19 protein-coding genes are annotated in these 18520 nt (G+C 72.1%); 8 read left to right on the top strand and 11 right to left on the bottom strand.

Translation table 11 applies throughout. The annotated features are described in order from the left end of the window. Window positions 1-34 precede the first annotated feature (34 nt). On the bottom strand, window positions 35-586 hold the full coding sequence (locus tag M5362_RS10180) for a YceI family protein (RefSeq protein WP_260227063.1): 552 nt from the start codon (window positions 584-586) through the stop codon (window positions 35-37). A gap of 132 nt (window positions 587-718) precedes the next feature. Here M5362_RS10180 and M5362_RS10175 point away from each other — a divergent pair, with 132 nt between their 5' ends. After that, on the top strand, window positions 719-1573 hold the full coding sequence (locus M5362_RS10175; protein WP_260227062.1) for a helix-turn-helix domain-containing protein: 855 nt from the start codon (window positions 719-721) through the stop codon (window positions 1571-1573). A gap of 110 nt (window positions 1574-1683) precedes the next feature. Here M5362_RS10175 and M5362_RS10170 read toward each other — a convergent pair whose 3' ends face one another. The 3 genes from M5362_RS10170 to M5362_RS10160 are packed head-to-tail and all read right to left on the bottom strand — an operon-like array spanning window position 1684 to window position 5085. Next, window positions 1684-2433, bottom strand: a complete 750-nt coding sequence (locus M5362_RS10170; protein WP_260227061.1) for a succinate dehydrogenase/fumarate reductase iron-sulfur subunit — start codon at window positions 2431-2433, stop codon at window positions 1684-1686. Then, window positions 2430-4373: a fumarate reductase/succinate dehydrogenase flavoprotein subunit gene (locus M5362_RS10165; protein ID WP_260227060.1), complete on the bottom strand. Its 1944-nt coding sequence runs from the start codon at window positions 4371-4373 to the stop codon at window positions 2430-2432. Before M5362_RS10165 ends, M5362_RS10170 begins: the two co-directional genes overlap by 4 nt. 1 nt (window position 4374) lies before the next feature. Beyond that, window positions 4375-5085, bottom strand: a complete 711-nt coding sequence (locus M5362_RS10160; RefSeq protein WP_260227059.1) for a succinate dehydrogenase — start codon at window positions 5083-5085, stop codon at window positions 4375-4377. A 72-nt stretch (window positions 5086-5157) separates the two neighbouring features. Between M5362_RS10160 and M5362_RS10155 the strand changes: the two genes are divergently transcribed. Next, window positions 5158-6057, top strand: coding sequence for a LysR family transcriptional regulator (locus tag M5362_RS10155; RefSeq protein WP_260227058.1), 900 nt, complete (start codon window positions 5158-5160; stop codon window positions 6055-6057). Window positions 6058-6077: 20 nt separating this feature from the next. Here M5362_RS10155 and M5362_RS10150 read toward each other — a convergent pair whose 3' ends face one another. From M5362_RS10150 to M5362_RS10135, 4 genes are all read right to left on the bottom strand, one after another. Further along, entirely contained in the window at window positions 6078-8243 is a 2166-nt protein-coding gene (locus M5362_RS10150; protein WP_260227057.1) for an EAL domain-containing protein, read from the bottom strand. Continuing rightward, window positions 8240-9052, bottom strand: a complete 813-nt coding sequence (locus M5362_RS10145) for an SAM-dependent methyltransferase (protein WP_260227055.1) — start codon at window positions 9050-9052, stop codon at window positions 8240-8242. The genes M5362_RS10150 and M5362_RS10145 overlap by 4 nt, the downstream gene beginning before the upstream one ends. 268 nt (window positions 9053-9320) lie before the next feature. After that, window positions 9321-10319 carry an SCO0930 family lipoprotein gene (locus M5362_RS10140; RefSeq protein WP_260227054.1) on the bottom strand — a complete coding sequence of 333 codons (999 nt, stop codon included), beginning with the start codon at window positions 10317-10319 and terminating at the stop codon, window positions 9321-9323. 314 nt (window positions 10320-10633) lie between these two features. Next, the gene (locus M5362_RS10135; protein ID WP_260227053.1) at window positions 10634-10816 is read right to left on the bottom strand and encodes a hypothetical protein; all 183 of its coding nucleotides are present in this window, start codon (window positions 10814-10816) and stop codon (window positions 10634-10636) included. Window positions 10817-11145: 329 nt separating this feature from the next. Between M5362_RS10135 and M5362_RS10130 the strand changes: the two genes are divergently transcribed. Together M5362_RS10130 and M5362_RS10125 are read left to right on the top strand one after the other, a co-directional pair. Next, window positions 11146-11910 (top strand): DUF4239 domain-containing protein, encoded by a 765-nt coding sequence (locus M5362_RS10130; RefSeq protein ID WP_260227052.1) that lies wholly within the window; start codon window positions 11146-11148, stop codon window positions 11908-11910. Between the two features lie 172 nt (window positions 11911-12082). Next, window positions 12083-12643, top strand: coding sequence for a hypothetical protein (locus M5362_RS10125; RefSeq protein ID WP_260227051.1), 561 nt, complete (start codon window positions 12083-12085; stop codon window positions 12641-12643). A 102-nt stretch (window positions 12644-12745) separates the two neighbouring features. On the opposite strand, the gene M5362_RS10120 is transcribed toward M5362_RS10125, so the two are convergent. Beyond that, complete coding sequence (locus tag M5362_RS10120; protein ID WP_260227050.1) at window positions 12746-13267, bottom strand: hypothetical protein; 522 nt, start codon at window positions 13265-13267, stop codon at window positions 12746-12748. Window positions 13268-13646: 379 nt separating this feature from the next. Between M5362_RS10120 and M5362_RS10115 the strand changes: the two genes are divergently transcribed. Further along, window positions 13647-14309 (top strand): class F sortase, encoded by a 663-nt coding sequence (locus M5362_RS10115; protein WP_260227049.1) that lies wholly within the window; start codon window positions 13647-13649, stop codon window positions 14307-14309. A 66-nt stretch (window positions 14310-14375) separates the two neighbouring features. Here M5362_RS10115 and M5362_RS10110 read toward each other — a convergent pair whose 3' ends face one another. Together M5362_RS10110 and M5362_RS10105 are read right to left on the bottom strand one after the other, a co-directional pair. Further along, window positions 14376-15230, bottom strand: a complete 855-nt coding sequence (locus M5362_RS10110) for a polysaccharide deacetylase family protein (RefSeq protein WP_260227048.1) — start codon at window positions 15228-15230, stop codon at window positions 14376-14378. Window positions 15231-15327: 97 nt separating this feature from the next. Continuing rightward, window positions 15328-16512 (bottom strand): CapA family protein, encoded by a 1185-nt coding sequence (locus tag M5362_RS10105; RefSeq protein WP_260227047.1) that lies wholly within the window; start codon window positions 16510-16512, stop codon window positions 15328-15330. Between the two features lie 260 nt (window positions 16513-16772). Here M5362_RS10105 and M5362_RS10100 point away from each other — a divergent pair, with 260 nt between their 5' ends. The 3 genes from M5362_RS10100 to M5362_RS10090 all read left to right on the top strand — a co-directional run bounded on the left by M5362_RS10100 (window position 16773) and on the right by M5362_RS10090 (window position 18471). Beyond that, window positions 16773-17351, top strand: coding sequence for a sigma-70 family RNA polymerase sigma factor (locus M5362_RS10100; protein ID WP_260227046.1), 579 nt, complete (start codon window positions 16773-16775; stop codon window positions 17349-17351). Window positions 17352-17355: 4 nt separating this feature from the next. Further along, entirely contained in the window at window positions 17356-17775 is a 420-nt protein-coding gene (locus M5362_RS10095) for a PaaI family thioesterase (protein WP_260227045.1), read from the top strand. A gap of 198 nt (window positions 17776-17973) precedes the next feature. After that, window positions 17974-18471 carry a hypothetical protein gene (locus M5362_RS10090; protein WP_260227044.1) on the top strand — a complete coding sequence of 166 codons (498 nt, stop codon included), beginning with the start codon at window positions 17974-17976 and terminating at the stop codon, window positions 18469-18471. Window positions 18472-18520 lie beyond the last annotated feature (49 nt).

Here is an 18520-nt window from a genome sequence, read left to right as displayed (position 1 = left end):
CGGCCCGGAGCGCCGAGACCCCCCTCGACCGCCGCTACCTGGGCTCGACGAACTGGACCTCCAGGCTGACCTTGATCACGTCACCGAGGAAGCCGGGCGCGAAGTCCAGGCCGAAGTCGCTGCGACGGAACTCGCCGGTGGCGTCGAAGCCCGCATGGCGGCTGCCGTCCACCGGCACGTCCACGACCCCGCCGAACTCGACGTCGAAGGAGATGGGGCGGGTCACGCCCCCGATGGTGAGGTCGCCCTCCAGGACCCACTCCTCGCCCGCGCCGCCGATCCGGGTCGAGCGGAACGTCATCGTCGGGCGCTTCTCCACGTCGAGCAGGTCCGCGGCCCGGACGTGCGCGTCGCGGTCGGCGTTCCCGGTGTCGATCGAGGCGAGCGCCACGGTCGCGGTGACCGAGGAGTCCGCCAGGCTCTCGCCGACGACGAGCTCGGCGTCCAGGTCGTTGAAGCGGCCGCGCACCTTGGAGATGCCGAGGTGGCGGATGGTGAAGCCGACGGCGGAGTGCAGCGGGTCGAAGGCCCAGCGGCCGGCGGTGAGCGGAAGAGCGGTCGTACCGGTCTGCGGTTCAGTGGTCATGGCTCCACGCTGCGGCCTCGCCGTCGCCCGAGGAAGGCCGCGCCGAGACGGGTAGGAGCGGAGCCTGGTAGTGACGGAGCCTGGTAGTGACAGGGCCACCCTCGCGCCGCCCCGCGCTCGTACGATCGTGGAGTGAGCGACAACGAACTGGGGGCCTTCCTGCGCGCCCGACGCGAGGCCCTGACCCCCGCCGAGGCCGGGCTGCCGGCCGGGGCACGCCGGCGGACCCCGGGGCTGCGGCGCTCGGAGCTGGCCATGCTCGCCGGGATCAGCGTCGAGTACCTGGCCCGCCTCGAACAGGGCCGGGACCGCAACCCCTCGGCCCAGGTGCTCGGCGCCCTGAGCGACGCGCTGCGGCTGCCGCTGGACGCCCGGGTCCACATGCGGCGGCTGCTGAAGACGCAGGAGCACAAGCATCTGTGCGCGGTGGCGCCGGCGCCCGCCCGCGAGGTGCGCTCCACGGTGCGCGCCCTGCTCGACCGGCTCGGCGAGACCCCGGCCGCGGTGACGAACATGCTGGGCGAGATCGTCGCGTACAGCGACGGCTTCGCGCGGCTCGCGGGGCCGCTGGGGCTGCTCGACGGCGACCCGCCGAGCATGCCGCGGTACGTCCTCACCGATCCCCGGGCGCGGGAGGTCTACCCGGACTGGGACCGGGTCGCCGACCAGCAGGTGGCGGGTCTCTACTTCGGCATCACCGGCTCCGATCCCGCGATGGCGGAGCTGGCCAGGGAGCTGACGATCACCGCCGGTGCGGCGTTCTCGGACCGGCTCGCCGCCGCCGGCGTCCTGCCGGACCGCTCCGGGGTGGAGCGCCTGGTGCACCCCGAGGCCGGCGAGCTGCGGCTCGCGTACGAGGTGCTGGAACTTCCGGAGACGGACGGGCAGCAGCTGGTGGTACGCCTGCCCGCCGACGAGGCGTCCTCCGCCGCCCTGGACCGGCTCGTCGGCCGCCGGCCGGGCACCTTGCGCGCGGTCGGCGGCTGAGCGCCACCACCTGGGACCTTTCGTGTGTCCCTCCGGCGCCGGGAGGTCCCGTACGTCGCTCCGGCGTGCGGACCTGGGCCCCTCTGCCGGCGGTCGGGCCTCTCGCGGCTCTAGCGTCGGCCGGACTTGCGCGTCGCGCGCAGCCACTCCTTGTTCATCGCCGCGATCGACGGCAGCGGGATCCCCTTCGGGCAGGCCGTCGCGCACTCCCCGGTGAGGGTGCAGCCGCCGAAGCCCTCCGCGTCCATCTGCCCGACCATGTCGAGGACGCGGCTCTCGCGCTCGGGCGAGCCCTGGGGCAGGACGTTCAGGTGGTTGACCTTCGCCGAGGTGAAGAGCATCGCCGAACCGTTCGGGCAGGCCGCCACGCAGGCGCCGCAGCCGATGCACTCGGCGTGCTCGAAGGCGAAGTCGGCGTCGGCCTTCGGCACCGGCGTCGCGTGGGCCTCGGGGGCCGCGCCGGTGGGTGCGCTGATGTAGCCGCCGGCCTGGATGATGCGGTCGAAGGCGGAGCGGTCGACCACCAGGTCCTTGACGACCGGGAAGGCGGAGGCCCGCCAGGGTTCGATGTCGATGGTGTCGCCGTCGCGGAAGGATCGCATGTGGAGCTGGCAGGTGGTGGTCCGCTCGGGTCCGTGCGCGTCGCCGTTGATGACCAGGCTGCACGCTCCGCAGATGCCCTCGCGGCAGTCGTGGTCGAAGGCGACGGGGTCCTCGCCGCGCAGGATGAGTTCCTCGTTGAGCGTGTCGAGCATCTCCAGGAACGACATGTCGGAGGAGATGCCGTCCACGTCGTAGGTCGACATGGCGCCGGGGGCGTCGGCGTTCTTCTGGCGCCAGACGCGCAGGGTGAGCTTCATGCGTAGCTCCGCTGGGTGGGGTGGACGTACTCGAAGACCAGGTCTTCCTTGTGCAGGACGGGGGCGGCGCCCTCGTTGAACTCCCAGGCCGCCGCGTACGAGAACTCCTCGTCGCGGCGCGCGGCCTCGCCTTCCGGGGTCTGGGACTCCTCACGGAAGTGGCCGCCGCAGGACTCGGCCCGGTTCAGCGCGTCGAGGCACATCAGTTCGGCGAGTTCCAGGTAGTCGACGATCCGGTTGGCCTTCTCCAGCGACTGGTTGAACTCCTCCCCGCTTCCGGGGACCTTGATCCGGCGCCAGAACTCCTCGCGGATCCGGGGGATGCGGTCGAGCGCCTTGCGCAGGCCCTCGTCCGTGCGGGCCATTCCGCAGAACTCCCACATCAGTTCGCCGAGTTCGCGGTGGAAGGAGTCGGGTGTCCGGTCGCCGTCCACGGCGAGCAGAAGGCGCAGCCGGTCCTCGGTCTCGGCGAGCACCTCGCGGACCACCGGATGCGTGTCGTCGAGCGGCTGGCTGGACGGGTGGCGGGCGAGGTAGTCGTTGATGGTGGACGGCAGGACGAAGTAGCCGTCGGCGAGGCCCTGCATCAGGGCGGAGGCGCCGAGCCGGTTGGCGCCGTGGTCGGAGAAGTTGGCCTCGCCGATGGCGAAGAGGCCCGGGACGGTGGTCTGGAGGTCGTAGTCGACCCAGAGTCCGCCCATCGTGTAGTGCACGGCCGGGTAGATCCGCATCGGAACCTCGTACGGGTTCTCGGCGGTGATCCGCTCGTACATGTCGAAGAGGTTGCCGTACTTCTCCTCGACCTTGGCGCGGCCCATCCGGGCGATGGCGTCGGCGAAGTCGAGGTACACGCCCTGGCCGCCGGGGCCGACACCGCGGCCCTCGTCGCAGACGTTCTTGGCGGCGCGGGAGGCGATGTCGCGCGGGACGAGGTTGCCGAACGAGGGGTAGATGCGCTCCAGGTAGTAGTCGCGCTCGTCCTCGGGGATCTCCCCCGCGGGGCGGGTGTCGCCCTTCGCCCGGGGAACCCAGATGCGGCCGTCGTTGCGCAGCGACTCGCTCATCAGCGTCAGCTTTGACTGGTGGTCGCCGGTGCGCGGGATGCAGGTGGGGTGGATCTGGGTGAAGCAGGGGTTGGCGAAGTACGCCCCGCGCCGGTGGGCCCGCCAGACGGCGGTGGCGTTGGAGTTCATGGCGTTCGTCGACAGGTAGAAGACGTTGCCGTAGCCGCCGCTGGCGAGGACCACCGCGTCCGCGTAGTGGGTCGAGATCGCTCCGGTGACCAGGTCGCGGGCGACGATGCCGCGGGCCCGGCCGTCGACGACGATCAGGTCGAGCATCTCGGTGCGGGCGTGCATCTCGACGTTGCCCGCGGCGATCTGCCGCGAGAGCGCCTGGTACGCGCCGAGGAGCAGCTGCTGGCCCGTCTGGCCGCGGGCGTAGAAGGTGCGGGAGACCTGGACGCCGCCGAAGGAGCGGGTGTCGAGCAGTCCGCCGTACTCGCGGGCGAAGGGGACGCCCTGGGCCACGCACTGGTCGATGATCTCGACCGATATCTGGGCGAGGCGGTGGACGTTGGACTCGCGGGCGCGGAAGTCGCCTCCCTTGACGGTGTCGTAGAAGAGGCGGTGGATGGAGTCGCCGTCGTTGCGGTAGTTCTTGGCGGCGTTGATACCGCCCTGCGCGGCGATGGAGTGGGCGCGGCGCGGGGAGTCCTGGTAGCAGAACTGGACGACGTGGTAGCCCTGTTCGGCGAGGGTCGCGCCGGCGGAGCCGCCGGCGAGGCCGGTGCCGACGACGATGACGGTGTGCTTGCGGCGGTTGGCGGGGTTGACCAGCTTGGCCTGGAAGCGGCGGGTGTCCCAGCGTTCCGCGATGGGGCCCGCGGGCGCCTTGTGGTCGACGACCGGCTCACCGGTCTCGAAGTCGAGGAAGCTCATGTCAGCTCACCACTCCGGTCATGACGGCTACGGGTACGGAGATGAAGCCCACGGTCAGGACGAGCGCGAGGCCGTTCGCGAGGCCCTTGAGGAGCCGCTCGCGGCGGGCGCTGCCGACGCCGAGGGTCTGGGCGGCGCTCCAGAAACCGTGGCGGACGTGCAGGCCGACGGCGAGCATGGCGACGGTGTAGATGACGTTGCCGTACCAGGTGGAGAAGGTGTCCACGACGTTCTGGTACGGGTGGCCCTCCTGGAAGCCGCCGGTGTGGACGGTGCCGGTGGTCAGGTCCAGGACGTGCCAGACGATGAAGAGGGCGACGATGATCCCGCCCCAGCGCATGGTGCGCGTGGCGTACGAGGACCGCTTGCGGCGGTGGACGTAGGCGGTGGGCCGGGCCCTGATGTCCCGCCTGCTGAGCTGGTACGCGGAGACGGCGTGGGCGACGACGGCCGCCAGCAGCACGATCCGGACGAGCCAGAGGGCCCAGGAGTAGTGCAGGAGGGGGTCGCCCATGGTGCGCAGCCAGTGACCGTAGTCGTTGAACTCCTCGGGGCCGAAGAAGACCTTGAGGTTGCCGGCGACGTGGGCCACGAGGTAGCCGAGCATGATCAGACCGCTGACGGCCATGACGGTCTTCTTGCCGATGGTCGAGGACCAGAAGCCGCGGGTGCCGGTGGGCGGCGGGGGTGCCGCCTTCGTTGCCAGAGCCATGCGATCGACGGTAGGGCCGAAGGCCCCGAGAGGTCCAAGACATGGTCCGGCTCATCTCGATAGGCTGAGCCTATGCAGTTCCAGCAACTTCAGTACTTCGTGGCGGTGGCCGAGACCCGGCACTTCACGCGCGCCGCCGAGCGGGTGCACGTGTCCCAGCCCTCGCTCTCGCAGCAGATCCGGGCCCTGGAGCAGGAGCTGGGGGCGGAGCTGTTCAGCCGGGCGCGGGGGAACATCGCGCTGACCGACGCGGGCGAGGCGCTGCTGCCGCTGGCGCGCCGGATCCTCGCCGACACGGACACGGCGCGCCACGAGGTGCAGGAACTGGTGCAGCTGAGGCGCGGGCGGGTGCGGCTCGGCGCGACCCCGAGCCTGTGCACGGGTCTGCTGCCGGACGTGCTGCGCGCCTTCCACGATCTGCACCCGGGGATCCGGCTGCTCATCGAGGAGGGCGGCTCGCACGATCTCGTACGGGAGCTGGCGCGCGGCGCACTCGATCTGGCGCTCGTGGTGCTGCCGCTGCCGACGCCGTCCCCGGCGCTGACGACGGTGGAGCTGCTGCGTGAGGACCTGGTGGTGGTGTCGAGCGCGGCGGCGCCGGCGCCGGAACGGCCCGTGCGGATCGCCGATCTGCGCGACCGGCCCATGGTGATGTTCCGGCACGGCTACGACCTGCGGGAGCTGACCGTGGCCGCCTGCCGGGCGGAGGGCTTCGAGCCGACGTTCACGGTGGAGGGCGGCGAGATGGACGCGGTCCTCGGCTTCGTCCGGGCGGGTCTCGGCGTGGCCGTGGTGCCGGCCATGGTCGCGGCCCGCGCGGGCCGCGACGTGCGGGTGACGGCGCTGGCCCGGCCGGGCCTGCGCCGCACGATCGCCCTGGCCCACCGCAGCGACGTGGCCCCGCCACGGGCGGCGCGGGAGCTGCAGCGGGTCCTGCTGTCGTCCCGCGTCCCGCCGCCGCCCACGCCGTGAAGGCCCGGTGAACGCCCGGGCTACACCGCGTCCGCCAGGACCAGGGAGTGGATCCGGTCCGGGGCGCCGGGGCGGGCGTAGTACCAGCCCTGGGCCGTGTCGCAGCCGAGCTCCCGGAGCTGCTGCGCCTGCGCCCGGGTCTCGACACCCTCGACGGTCACGGCCAGTTCCAGGCTGTGGGCCAGAGAGACGATGCCCTCCACGATCTTGAGGTCGACCGGGTCCGCCGGGTGCCGCTGCATGCCCTGGGTGAAGGACCGGTCCAGCTTGAGGACGCTCACCGGCAGCCGGCGCAGGTTGGCCAGGTTCGAGTAGCCGGTGCCGAAGTCGTCCAGCGCGATGTCCACGCCCATCTCGGCGAGCTGCCGCAGCGGCTTCAGCAGGTCGTCGTCCGCGCCTATCAGCGCCGACTCGGTGACCTCCAGGCACAGCGCGCCCGGTTCGAGCCCCGAGCGCTCCAGCACGTCGACGGTGTCGGCGACCAGCCGCGGATGGTGCAGCTGGGTCGGCGAGAGGTTGACGTTGATGCGCAGCGGGCCGCCGTCGGCGTGCCGGGCCTGCCAGAAACGGGCCTGGCGGACGGCCTCCTGGAGGACCCAGCGGCCGAGCGGCACGATCAGTCCGGTGTTCTCGGCGAGCGGGATGAACCGGTCGGGGCCGAGGACGCCGTGCTGCGGGTGGCACCACCGTACGAGCGCCTCGGCACCGTGCACGCTGCCGTCGCCGAGGTGGACCAGTGGCTGGTACTCGATGAAGAACTCGCCGCGCTCCAGGGCCGCCGGGAGCGCGGTGGTCAGCCCGTGGCGGGTGATCGCGCGGGCGTCGGCCTCGGCGTCGGCGAACTCGAACCGGTTGCCGCCTGCCGACTTGGCGCGGTACATGGTGATGTCGGCGCTGCGCAGCACCTCGGCCGGGGTCCGCTCCCCCGCCGGGCCCTCGACGACGCCGATGCTGCCCCGGACCGTGAGTTCACGGCCGTCGATCCGGACCGGGGTGGCGAGCGTGGCGAGGATACGGTTCGCCAGCTCGACGACCTCCCGCTCGGTGTTCGGCCCGGTGGTCAGGGCGACGAACTCGTCGCCGCCGAGCCTGGCGACCATCTCGCCCGGGGCCGTGGCGCAGCTCTGCAGCCGGTCGGCGACCTCGACGAGCAGCCGGTCACCGGTCGAGTGGCCGAGACTGTCGTTGATGGCCTTGAAGCCGTCCAGGTCGAGGTAGCACAGGCCGAAGCGGCCTCCGTCGGCCGAGGAGAGCGCCTTGTCCAGGCGCTCGAAGAAGAGGGTCCGGTTGGGCAGTCCGGTGAGCGCGTCGTGGGTCGCCTCGTACCGCAGCCGCAGGTTGAGCAGGCGGCGTTCGGTGGTGTCCTCCAGGAGCGCGAGCTGGTACTGCGGGAAGCCCTCGGCGTCGCGCAGCAGCGAGACGGTGAGGTTGGTCCACAGGACGGTGCCGTCGCCGCGGTAGTACGGCTTCTCCACGCGGTAGTGCTCGCGCTCGCCGCGCACCAGCTCGTCGTAGAGCTTCCAGACGTGCGGGCCGTCCTCGGGATGGGCCCACTCGTTGACCTTGCGGGACCGGATCTGCTGGTCCAGGCCGCCGAACATCCGGGTGAGGGTCTCGTTGACCTCCAGGACGTTCCCTTCGAGGTCGGCGATGCCTATCCCGACCGCCGCTCCGTCGAAGACCGCCCGGAAGCGGCTCTCGGTGGTGTGCAGGGCGACCTCGGCGGCGCTGCGGGCGTTGAGCGCGGAGCGCGCGATGGCCTCCTGCTCCAGGCGGGTCCGTTCGCGCAGGGCCTGGGCGAAGCCGGCCGCCATGGCGTGCTGGAGCCGTGAGCAGCGGGCGCGCAGCTCCTCCGTGGAGGTGCGCTCCTCGTCGCCGCAGTAGAGCACCAGGTACGCGTCGACGACGCCGAGGGTGCGGCTGAGCGCGTCGGGATCCGTGCAGTGGATGCCGACGAGCGCGGAGCCCGCGCGGTGCGCGGCGGCCGTGTCGAAGGACCGATCGTGCAGCGCGGCACACAGCTCGCGGGCGACCGGCAGGAGGTGCTGCTCGAACTCGACGCGGGTCATGGAGGTGGCCGTGACCGGGAAGATGGCCCGGCTCCAGATGGTCACGAACCGCCGGAGTCTGTCCTCCAGGCCGTCGGGTTCCGCACCGGAGCCGGACGGCTGCGACGGCACGTTCACGCCTTGCGCCCCACACCTGCGAAGCCCGAGAAGGCGTAGGGATCCTCCTCCTCGACCGGGCTCTCGGGCCGCCATTCGGGCATGGCCACGAGCCCGGGCTCGACCAGTTCGCAGCCGTCGAAGAAGCGGCTGATCTCGCTGTGCGAGCGCATGACGAGGGGGTTGCGGATGGTGCGGTAGACCCCGACGGTGCCCTCGGCCTGATCCTGCGTCAGCGGGATGCGCTCGTAGGAGGCGTGGGTGAGCACGAGCAGGCTGCCGGGGGCCAGGGCGTCCAGGAGCTCGGTGACCGCCGCGCGCGGGTCGTCCTCGTCCTCCAGGAAGTGCAGGACGGCCACGAGCAGCAGCGCCACGGGCTGCTCCAGGTCGAGGAGTTGGCGGACCTCGGCGCTGTTGAGGATCTCCCGCGGCTTGCGCAGGTCGGCCGCGACGACGGCGGCGTGGTCCTCGCCCTCCAGCACCGCGCGGCTGTGCGCGACGGCGACCGGGTCGTGGTCGACGTACACCACCCTCGCGTCCGGCGACGCGGCCCGTGCGACCTCGTGGACGTTGCCGAACGTCGGTATGCCGGAGCCGATGTCGAGGAACTGGGTGACGCCGCTCGCGACGGCGTATCGCACGGCCCGGCGCATGAAGGCACGGTTCGCCTGCATGACCTTGGGGAGCCCCGGCATGAACTCCATGGCCTTGCGGGCCGCTTCCCGGTCCACCTCGAAATTGTGCGAGCCGCCCAGATAGAAGTCGTACATTCGGGACACGCTCGGCACCGAAATATCGATACCCGGCGGGGCCCAGGCGGGACGCTCCATCAATGTCTCCAACAAGTCGCCACGGGGGATACGGCCATGTGTTCGCGGCCGGTGTTCGAGCCGAGGCTACTGATCGCCCGCCGGGAGAGCGAGTGGAAACGGAAATTCGCGGTCCGTTCTTGGTCACACGCCAATGGCACGTGCGAGAGGAACGCAGATTTCACGCCTTCGGCTCGTGCATTTTCACGTGCATGCGGACGTGCGCCAACCCGCCGTCACCCGAGGGGTGACGGCGGGCCGGCAAGGCCGGAAGCGCTGCGCGGGGGACCTACTTGGGCGCTCCGACCAGCTTTCCCTCGGGAGAGACGGCGTACCAGGTACCGCCCACACCCTGGCCGTTGGTGTCTCCGGGCGCCTCGTCGCCGGCGAAGGTGTAGAGCGGCCAGCAGTCGATCGTCTGCTGCTTGATGCCGTCGGGCCGGGAGAAGGTGACGAAGCCCTTCTTCGTGATGCCCTCGATGTCGTTCTTGTCGACAGGGGCGACAACCGGCCACTTCTCCAGGCAGGCGCCGGTGCAGGCCGTCTTCATGGGCCAGGCGGAATCCTTCTTGAACCGGTAGACCGTCATTCCTCGCGAATCGACCACGATCTCACCGAGCTTGGGGTCCTCGCGCACCGAGAGCCCGGCCGCGTCGGCCGCCGGCTCCTCCTTGGCGCCCTCCTCCTCGGCGCCCTCCTCCGCGGCACCGCCGTCGGCCTCCGCCGAGGCCTTCTTGCCGTCGGGGGCGGAGGCGAACCAGGTGCCGCCGACACCCTGGCCGTTGAGGTCGCCGGGCTTGGTGTCCTTGGCGTACCGATACATCGGCCAGCCGCCGAGCGTCAGTTGCTTGCTCCCGTCGGCGCGGGTGACCTCGCCGAGCAGCGAAGCGTCCACGCCCGCCGGGGCCTTGGCGTCCTCGGGGCTCACCACGGGCCACGCCTTGGCGCAGTCGCCCTCGCAGGTGGCCTTGGGCGGGGAGGAGGAGTCCTTGTCGAAGCGGTAGAGGGTGTAGCCCTCGCTGTCGGTCACCACCTTGCCGAGCTGCTTGGTGGACGCCACCGCCATCTGCCCGGCGGGCTCGGCCTCGCCGCTTCCCGCGTCGCCGTAGCCCCCTGAGGCGTAACCGCCGGAGCTGTAACCGTTGTCGGCGGGGGCGCCGGCGGGGTTCGCGGCTCCCGCCGGCTGGCCGCCCAGCGTCTGGTCGCCCTTCTCCTGACCGCACGCCGTCGTCAGTGCGAGCACGGCCGCCGCCGTCAGCGCGAGTGCCGCGTTCCCCCAGGTCTTCATGTCAACTCCCATTGCTTCATTGCTTGTCGGCGCAGCCTCTGCGGCCGCTTCCCGGCATTGGATACGGGGCCCGTGCGCGCCGTGCTCAATGGGCGCGGGAAATCTTTCGGAGATCGTCAAACGCGTGGGCGCCGAGATCCCCACCATCCGGGGAATCCGGGCCGATTCCCGGCGTGGTGGGCCAGGACTGTGATCATGCTCTTCGGCGTGCCTCTGCCTCTGTACGGAACTCTCCTCGCGCGGCCACTGGCGGCCGCGGCGCTGCTGTGGCTGTTCGCCGCGCCTGCGCCGCCCGCGGCCGCCGATGCCTGCGCCTACGCCACGACGGGGCCGGGCGGCTCGAACACCTCGGTCGCGGTCAGCGGGCCGGGCGCCTGCTCGCCCACACCGACTCCTCCCCCGCCGCCGTGTCCGACGCCCACACCGGAACCGACGCCGGATCCCACGCCGGAACCCACACCCGAGCCGACGCCGGAGCCGACGACGCCGAGACCCACGCCGCCGCCCCCTCCCGTACACGCGGATCCACCGCCCCCACCGCCCCGGCCGCGGCCCGCCCCGCCGACCCGGGCACCGGCCCCGCCGCCCCCGCCACCCGCACCGGCACCCGAGGCACCCCCTCCCCCGCCGTCCCCGACGCCTTCACTGCGTCCGCGGCCGGCGGCCACCACCCCCGTCGCCCTGCCCGCCTACCGCCGCGCCGCACGGCCCCAACCCGACGGCGGCCCCTCGCTCGTCTCCCTGATGCTGCTGGTCACCGCCCCCGCGGTGCTCGCGACAGCGATCCTGCGTCCCCGCTCCCGCTGAGCCCGCGGAAGGAAACCCCATGTCCGAATGGCTTGTCCTGACCATCGCGATGGCCGCCGCCTGCGCGGTCGTCCTCACCATCGTCGTCATCAACAACCGCCGGGTCCCCGACGACGACGACCCCAGCGAGACGCCCGACGTCATGGAGTACATGACGATGATGATCGGCGTGATCTACGCGATCGTGCTCGGCCTCGCGATCGCGGGCGTCTGGGAGGCGCGCGGCGCGGCCCAGGAGACCGTGCGCCAGGAGGCCCAGGCGCTGCACGAGATCTCGGCCAGGGCCGAGGTCTACCCGGCCGACGTCCGGAACCGGATCCGCTCCGACGTCGACGCGTACGCCTCGTACGTGGTCGACGAGGAGTGGACGTACATGTCCGAGCACGGCGAGCTCAGCGAGGAGGGCACCCGGCTCCTGGAGCAGGTGCGCCGGTCCGTGACCGACTACCGGCCGGCCGACGACCACGAGGGACAGGCGTACCAGCCCCTCGTGGACCAGGTGGCCGTGGTGGACGACGCCCGGGGCGCCCGGGGGCAGAACGCGGGGGCGACGATGCCCGGGGTGGTGTGGTTCGGCCTGATCATCGGGGCGCTGGTGACGGTCGGGCTCATCTTCACCCTGCAGATCCGGCGCACCGGCCGGGAACTGCTCCTCGCGGGTCTCTTCAGCGCGCTCATCGCCTTCCTGCTCTTCCTGATCTGGGACTTCGACGCGCCGTTCGGACGCGGCATCTCGGCGACGGCCACACCCTTCATCGACCTGTTCCCCCACCTCACGAACTAGCGGCGGCGCGACACGCCGGGTAGGCCGGTCGGGTGACATCGGTGCCCCATTCGCCTGTCTGGGATCGCGGCTGTGATAGTGCGCTCCTAGCGTTTCGGGTATCGAGGGGCATGCCCTGTCCTTTGCGCGGAAACCCCTTCCGCGGCTGCTCCTCGGGGACCCGGAGGATTCCATGCGCGCGATACGTGCCGTGTCCACTGCCCTGCTGGGAGCGGCCACTCTCGCCCTGGCCGCTCCCGTCGCCGCCGCGGCGGACGGCGCACCCGCACCGAACCCCAACGCCGCCGGAGCGAGGGCTCCGGGCGACTTCGTCGTGTCGCCCTCGCTGGTGTCGCCGGGCGGGCGGGTGACGCTCACCGCTCCCGGCTGCCGTAGTACGGCGATGGCGTCGGCGGGCATCTTCGACACGGTGACCATCGCCCCCGGATCCTCGGCCACCGCCACGGTGGACGCGGACGCCAGGCGCGGTGCCGTCTACACGGTGGCGTTCAACTGCACCGGCGGCATCACGGACACCGTCAATCTGACCATCAGCGGCACCACCGCGACCCCGACCACCAGCTCGACCATCCTCACCACCCCCCGGGGTGTCCAGGGCGGTCTCGGCGGTTCGGTCCGAGGGGTCGACACGGTGGCCCTGGCGGCCGGTGCGGGGCTCGTCCTCGCCGCGGCCACGGGAACCGTCTACGTCGTGCGGCGCCGGGCGCTCGCCGACCGCGGCCGGCGTCACTGACCGCGGAGCGGGCCACCGCCCCTCACACGCCCGTCGCCCCCGAATCCTGGGTTCAGGATTCGGGGGCGACGGGCGTATACGGCCGACCGGGAGGTTCGGCGGTCAGGCCCTTCCGCCGTTCATACGGCGGCGGGCGATGAACAGACCGCCGCCGAGCGCGGCCGCGGCGACGAGCGAACCGCCGACCGCCATCTCCGTGGAGCTCGGCGCGAGCGAGCCGCCGATGCCGCCCTGCGCGCCCTGACCGGACAGGACGCGGAAGGACTGCGTGAGCGTCCGGCCGTTGCACTGGACGGCCAGGTTGTACTGGCCGGGCGTGGCGTTGTTGTGGATGCGGGCGGTGGCGGTGGCGACGTTGTTGTTGCCGGACAGGGTGACCGTCGGGAAGGCGTTGGACGTGACCGTGCCTCCGGCGCAGCCCCTGGCGGTGATCGTGAGGATGCCTCCCTGGTGGACGGCGGAGGGCGAGACGGTGACGTTGTTGGAACCGTCACCGCCCCGGTCGACCTGGAAGGCGCTGACGGTCAGAGCGCTGGGCCCGTGGGTGGCGGCGGCGAGAGGGGCGGCGAGCCCGACCGCCGCGATCGCGGTGGCGGTCACCGCCAGAGTGCGTGCAGCACGCATGGTTGAACCTCCAGTGGAAGACGCCCCAAAGCGGTGCTCCGGGAGATTCGACGAGTACGCCTTCCATGACGAACCATCACAAGCAGTGGCGACCTGCGCATTTCGGCACTGGGCCACCCCGGTGAGGCGACACGCCGGGGAAACAGCCCTGGATCTGGCGGAGCCGCAGGTCACAGAGCACCAGGAGGCTTATCGGACGATTACTCGGATGGGTCATCGTCCCCGTCACCCGGCCTGCCCTCAGGTACGAAGGGCCCCGGGCCCGCACTCGGCTCCACCGCGTCCGGCCGGAAATCCGGCCACCACCCGTTCGCCCCGCTCTGATCGCCGGTCCGGCCCGCCGCCCTTACCGTTCTGACGACGCCACGAAGGGAGAACCATGCGCCCCAAGGACTTCCGCGTCTTTGAGCCGAGACGAAGACGCCAACCGTGGGGCGTCCTGGCTCTCGTCATGCTGTCCGGTCTGGCGATGATGCGCAACGGAGTCGACGTGGAGGTCGGCCCGCCGCAGCCCGCGGCGGCCGAGGCGCCCGGGGTCCGGCTCACCGGACCCCCGCCCCCGGCGTCCAGTGGTGTCGAGCCCCTGCCCGCCGCCCCGGCGTCACGCATCAGGATCCCGTCGATCAGGGTCAACGCCCCGATCATGGACGTGGGTCTGGACGCGGCCGGCTGGATCGAGGCCCCGCCCCCGCAGGACCCCAACCTCGCCGGCTGGTACCAGAACGGCATCGCGCCCGGGCAGCGCGGCACGTCCGTCGTCGTCGGCCATGTCGACAACGAGGCGGGCCCGGCGGTCTTCTACGGCCTCGGCTCGCTGGAGAAGGGCCAGCACGTCGAGGTGGAGCGGTACGACGGCCGGGTCGCGGTCTTCGAGATCTACGGCATCGAGGTGTACGCCAAGAACAACTTCCCCGGCGTCCAGGTCTACGCCGACACCGGGGAGCCCGAGCTCCGGGTCATCACGTGCGGCGGCGGCTACTCCCGGGTGCACGGCTACGAGGGCAACGTGGTGGTCTACGCCCGCATGATCGGCTCCAACTGAGCGGTCGGCACGCCCGCACGAAGGCCCCCGGCGCGACGGTGCGCCGGGGGCCTTCGCCGTACGGACTCAGCTTCGGGGCACCGTGATGCGGTAGCCGGCGTCGATGAGTTCGGGCAGGTACCGCCTGAGCGCGGCCACGCTCTGCGAGCGGTTGCCGCCCGCGTCGTGCGAGAGGACGACGACTCCGGGCGCCGCCCCGTCCAGGACCCGGCGCACGATGCTGTCGGTGCCCGGCTCCTTCCAGTCGAGGGTGTCGACGGTCCAGGCGAGCGGCTCCATGCCGAGCTCGGCGCCGATCTCGAAGGAGAGCCGGTTCCACGCCCCGAACGGGGCGCGGTACCAGCGCGGGGCGGAGCCGAGGACCTTCTCGACGAGATCACTGGTGGAGCCCAGCTCGTCCCGGATGCGGGAGGGCCGCAGCTTGGGGATCAGCGGATGGGACCAGGAGTGGTTGCCGACCACGTGCCCGTCCGCGGCCATCTCCCGTACCAGGTCCTGGTTCTCGACCGCCATCTCGCCGCAGACGAAGAACATGGCCCGGCAGCCGTGACGGCGCAGGATGGCGAGGATCTCGGGGGTGTAGCGGGGGTCGGGACCGTCGTCGAAGGTGAGCACCATCGAACGGCCGACGCCGGACATCTGGAGGAACGGCCGCTGGCGGACCGGCGGCAGCGCACGGCGGAAGGCCGGGGGCGCGTACGCCGTCATCGGCTGGAGCCGGTACGCGGACGGCCGCAGCCGCGTCCTCGCCTGCGGCCCCGCCGCCGGGCCGCTGCCGGGGGCGGGCCCTCCGGCGGCTCCGGCGCCCTCCGGCGCGGCGCCCGGGGGCAACGCCAGGCGGTCTGCCGAGAGGGCTCCGAACGTGGCTGTGGCTCCGAGGGCGGCGGCGATCCGCAGAACCGTCCGACGCCCCGTAGGCATCTCATCCTTTTTCATGACTAATAGCTCGCACGGCCGAAGCCCGGCACCCTCCATCCACACCGGCCGCCCGCCGGAAAGCACCCGATGGGCGGATGGCCTACTCCCCCATGGCCAGACCGTCCTTCGCCGCGCCCCGGCCGAGGACGACGTCCCGGATGGTGTCGCGTACGGCGGTGAGGGGTTCGCCCTTCCTGATGGCGGCGTTGAGGTCGACCACCCGGCCGCGCCCCGTGTCGAACCACTGCGGGAGGAACTCGGCCTTGGCGACGTCCCAGCGCGCGCCGGCGGCGGCGGGCGGGGTGAACGTGAAGCGGGCGAGGGTCCCCTGGTTGCCGCGCGGGTCGAAGGCGCCCTCGTGATTGACCATGTCGCCGGCGATCTGGTCGCCCAGCCCATAGACGATCCAGGTGCCGTTGACCTTCTCGTACGCCTGCGGGACATGGGCGTGAGTGCCGAGGATCAGGTCGATGTCGGGCCTGCCGGCGGTCTTCGAGGCCGTGAGGGACCGGCCCAGCGTGAGCTGCCGCTCGTCGGGGGCGGCCTGCCACTCCGTGCCCCAGTGGATGCTGACCACGACGACGTCGGCGCCTGCCTCGCGGGCGGCCCGGGCGTCGGCGACGATCTTCCGCTCGTCGATCAGGTTGACCGACCACGGCTTGCCGGCGGGCAGCGGACGGCCGTTGGTGTCGTAGGTGTACGCCAGTTGGGCGACGGTGGCGTCGCCCGCCCTGAGCAGCGTGGGGCGGGCCGCCTCCTCGGCGGTACGGGCCGAACCGGCGTGCCGGACACCCGCCCTGTCGAGGGCGTCGAGGGTGCGGGCGAGGCCGGCGGCGCCGTCGTCGAGGGTGTGGTTGGAGGCCGTGGAGCAGGAGTCGTAGCCGGTCTCCTTGAGCGCGGGGGCGATCTCGGGCGGGGACTTGAAGGCCGGGTAGCCGGTGTAGGGCCCGCCCTCCGGTCCGTACACGGTCTCCATGTGGCAGATCGCCAGGTCGGCCCCCGAGACGACCCCCTTGACGCCGGAGAACATCGGCCGGAAGTCGTATCCCCTGCCCTTCGCGTCGGCGGCGGCCCGGGCGATGATCGAGTCGTGCGGCAGGACGTCGCCGGAGGCGACGAGGGTGAAGCCGGTCCGGGCGGAGGCGGCCCCGCCGACACCCGAGGGGCCGGTGCTCGCCGGGTCGGGCCGCGCGGGTGGGCCGGCGGGGGTGCCGGCGCAACCGGTCGCCGCTGTGAGCAGGACCGCCGCGAAGGCCACCGCCCCCTGTCTCGTACGCTGGGTCATCTACCGACTCCGCCCGATTCATCGGATAAACAGCTTTCCTGATGAATTGACAGGGGATGATTGCCCTAGTCAAGGGCCAAAGCCCCATTCGCCCCAAACCCCGCTTGAACGGATGAAGCGACTCCGCCTGACCGCTCATCGCACCATTCGCCGCTCGGTGCGACCGCTCGTCGCAGACAGTTGTCCGTTCCCTGTCCCTCGTCGCCCGCATGCGTTCGTATACGCCCCGGGACGACGAGCCGGCAGGAGAGGTGTGGAGCATGACGACGGCGACCGTGACGACGGAGACGGCGACGACGGACGAGCGGGCGCTCGCGGAGCTGCAGCGCGACCACGGCCAGGCCCTCCTCGGCTTTCTGCTCGGGCTGACCTATGGCGACCAGCAGCGCGCGGAGGACCTGGTCCAGGAGACGCTGGTCCGTGCCTGGCTCCACCCGGAGGCCTTCGCCGGCCCCTACGACTCGATGCGCCCCTGGCTCTTCACCGTGGCCCGGCGCCTCGCCATCGACGCCCGGCGCTCCCGGCTCGCCCGGCCCGCCGAGATCGGCGACGGGATGCTCGCCGCCACCCCCGACCCGGCGGACGCCACGGAGTCCGCGGTCGCCGCGCTCGACGTCCGCGAGGCCGTCAGGGGCCTCAGCCCGGAGCACCGCGCGGTCCTGGTCCGGCTCTACTTCCGCGGTCTGACCGTCAACGAGGCCGCGGCCGACCTCGGCATCCCCGCCGGGACGGTCAAGTCCCGCTCGCACTACGCGCTGCGGCAGCTCGGCCACCGGCTGCCCGACTACCGGCCGCCGCACCGCGCCGTTGCCCGGCCCCGTACCGCGGCCGCACAATGACCCTGTGACGCCGACGCTGACTCCCGCCGCCGCGGAAAAGGTACTCGCCGACAACTTCGCGCCCTGGGTGCTCGACCTGGGACTCTCGGTGGTCTCGGTCGACGACCGGGAGGCGGTGCTGCGCCTCCCCTGGTCCGACCGGCTCGCCCGGGAGGGCGGGGGCCTGTCCGGTCAGGCGCTGATGGCCGCCGCCGACACGGCGACGGTGATCGCGGTCGCGGCGGCCCGCGGCGGCTTCGTGCCGATGACGACGGTGCAGCAGTCCATCAGCTTCCAGCGGGCCGTGCTCGGTACGGACGTGCTGGTGCGGGCACGGCTCACCAAGGCGGGCCGGACGATGGCGTTCGCCGACATCACGATGACGGCCGAGGGCACGGAGGAGACGGCCGCGCACGCGACGGCGGTGTACGCGCTCCTCGGCTGAGGCGCCGCCGTTCCGCCGCACCTTCCGCCTCGGGAGTCCCCCTCCGCCTCCCTGGTGCACACGGGCACCGATCCGGCGGAGAAACGTATCCGAAACCACACCGGCGAGTTGAGTAAAGAGCGACCCGCGCGCGTCTTCCACGGTGGAGGCTCGTGGTCGGGATCGCCGACCGACACTGTCCGGGAGAAGGTGGGAGCGTTGCTGCCCGAGAGTACGAACGGCACCAGCGGAGGCGGGCTTGCCGTCCCGATGGCGTGGCTGTGTGCCGAGTTCATAGCCGACGACCTGCTGCGCGCGGGCTGCCTGGTCGCGCCCGGCACCCTGGAGTACCGGGCCGGGCGGCAGACGCTCGCGCTCACCATCCACCTCTGCGAGGGGGCGCCGGCCTACGGCGGGGCCCGGGCGGCGGGCCGGCTCGACGAGTGGCTGTCCAGGACCGCGTACGAGCACCCCTGGCCGGAGTGGGTCCGCGCGCGGCTCGCCGAGCGGGACCGTGCGGGTGACATGGGCCCCGACCTCGCCATGGCCCGCGAGACCTGGCGCCTTCTGGAGGCGACGACGGTGCGCGCGGCCGACCTGGGCGGACTGCCGCCGGCCGGGTTCGGCTGTCTGCCCGTGGACGAGTCCTCTCATGTGTGGATGCCCGCCTGGAAGTTGGGACTTCCGCTCGGTCATCTGGCACTGCATCTCTACTGATCGGCGGCACCGCCGGGACGCACGGTCGGTCGGGGCACCGCCCGGGCGC

It is taken from the genome of Streptomyces sp. Je 1-79 (genome assembly GCF_025195125.1).
Taxonomy (GTDB): Bacteria; Actinomycetota; Actinomycetes; order Streptomycetales; family Streptomycetaceae; genus Streptomyces.
The sequence above is the reverse complement of the archived record's forward strand: the minus strand, read 5'-3'. Positions and strand labels throughout refer to the sequence as shown.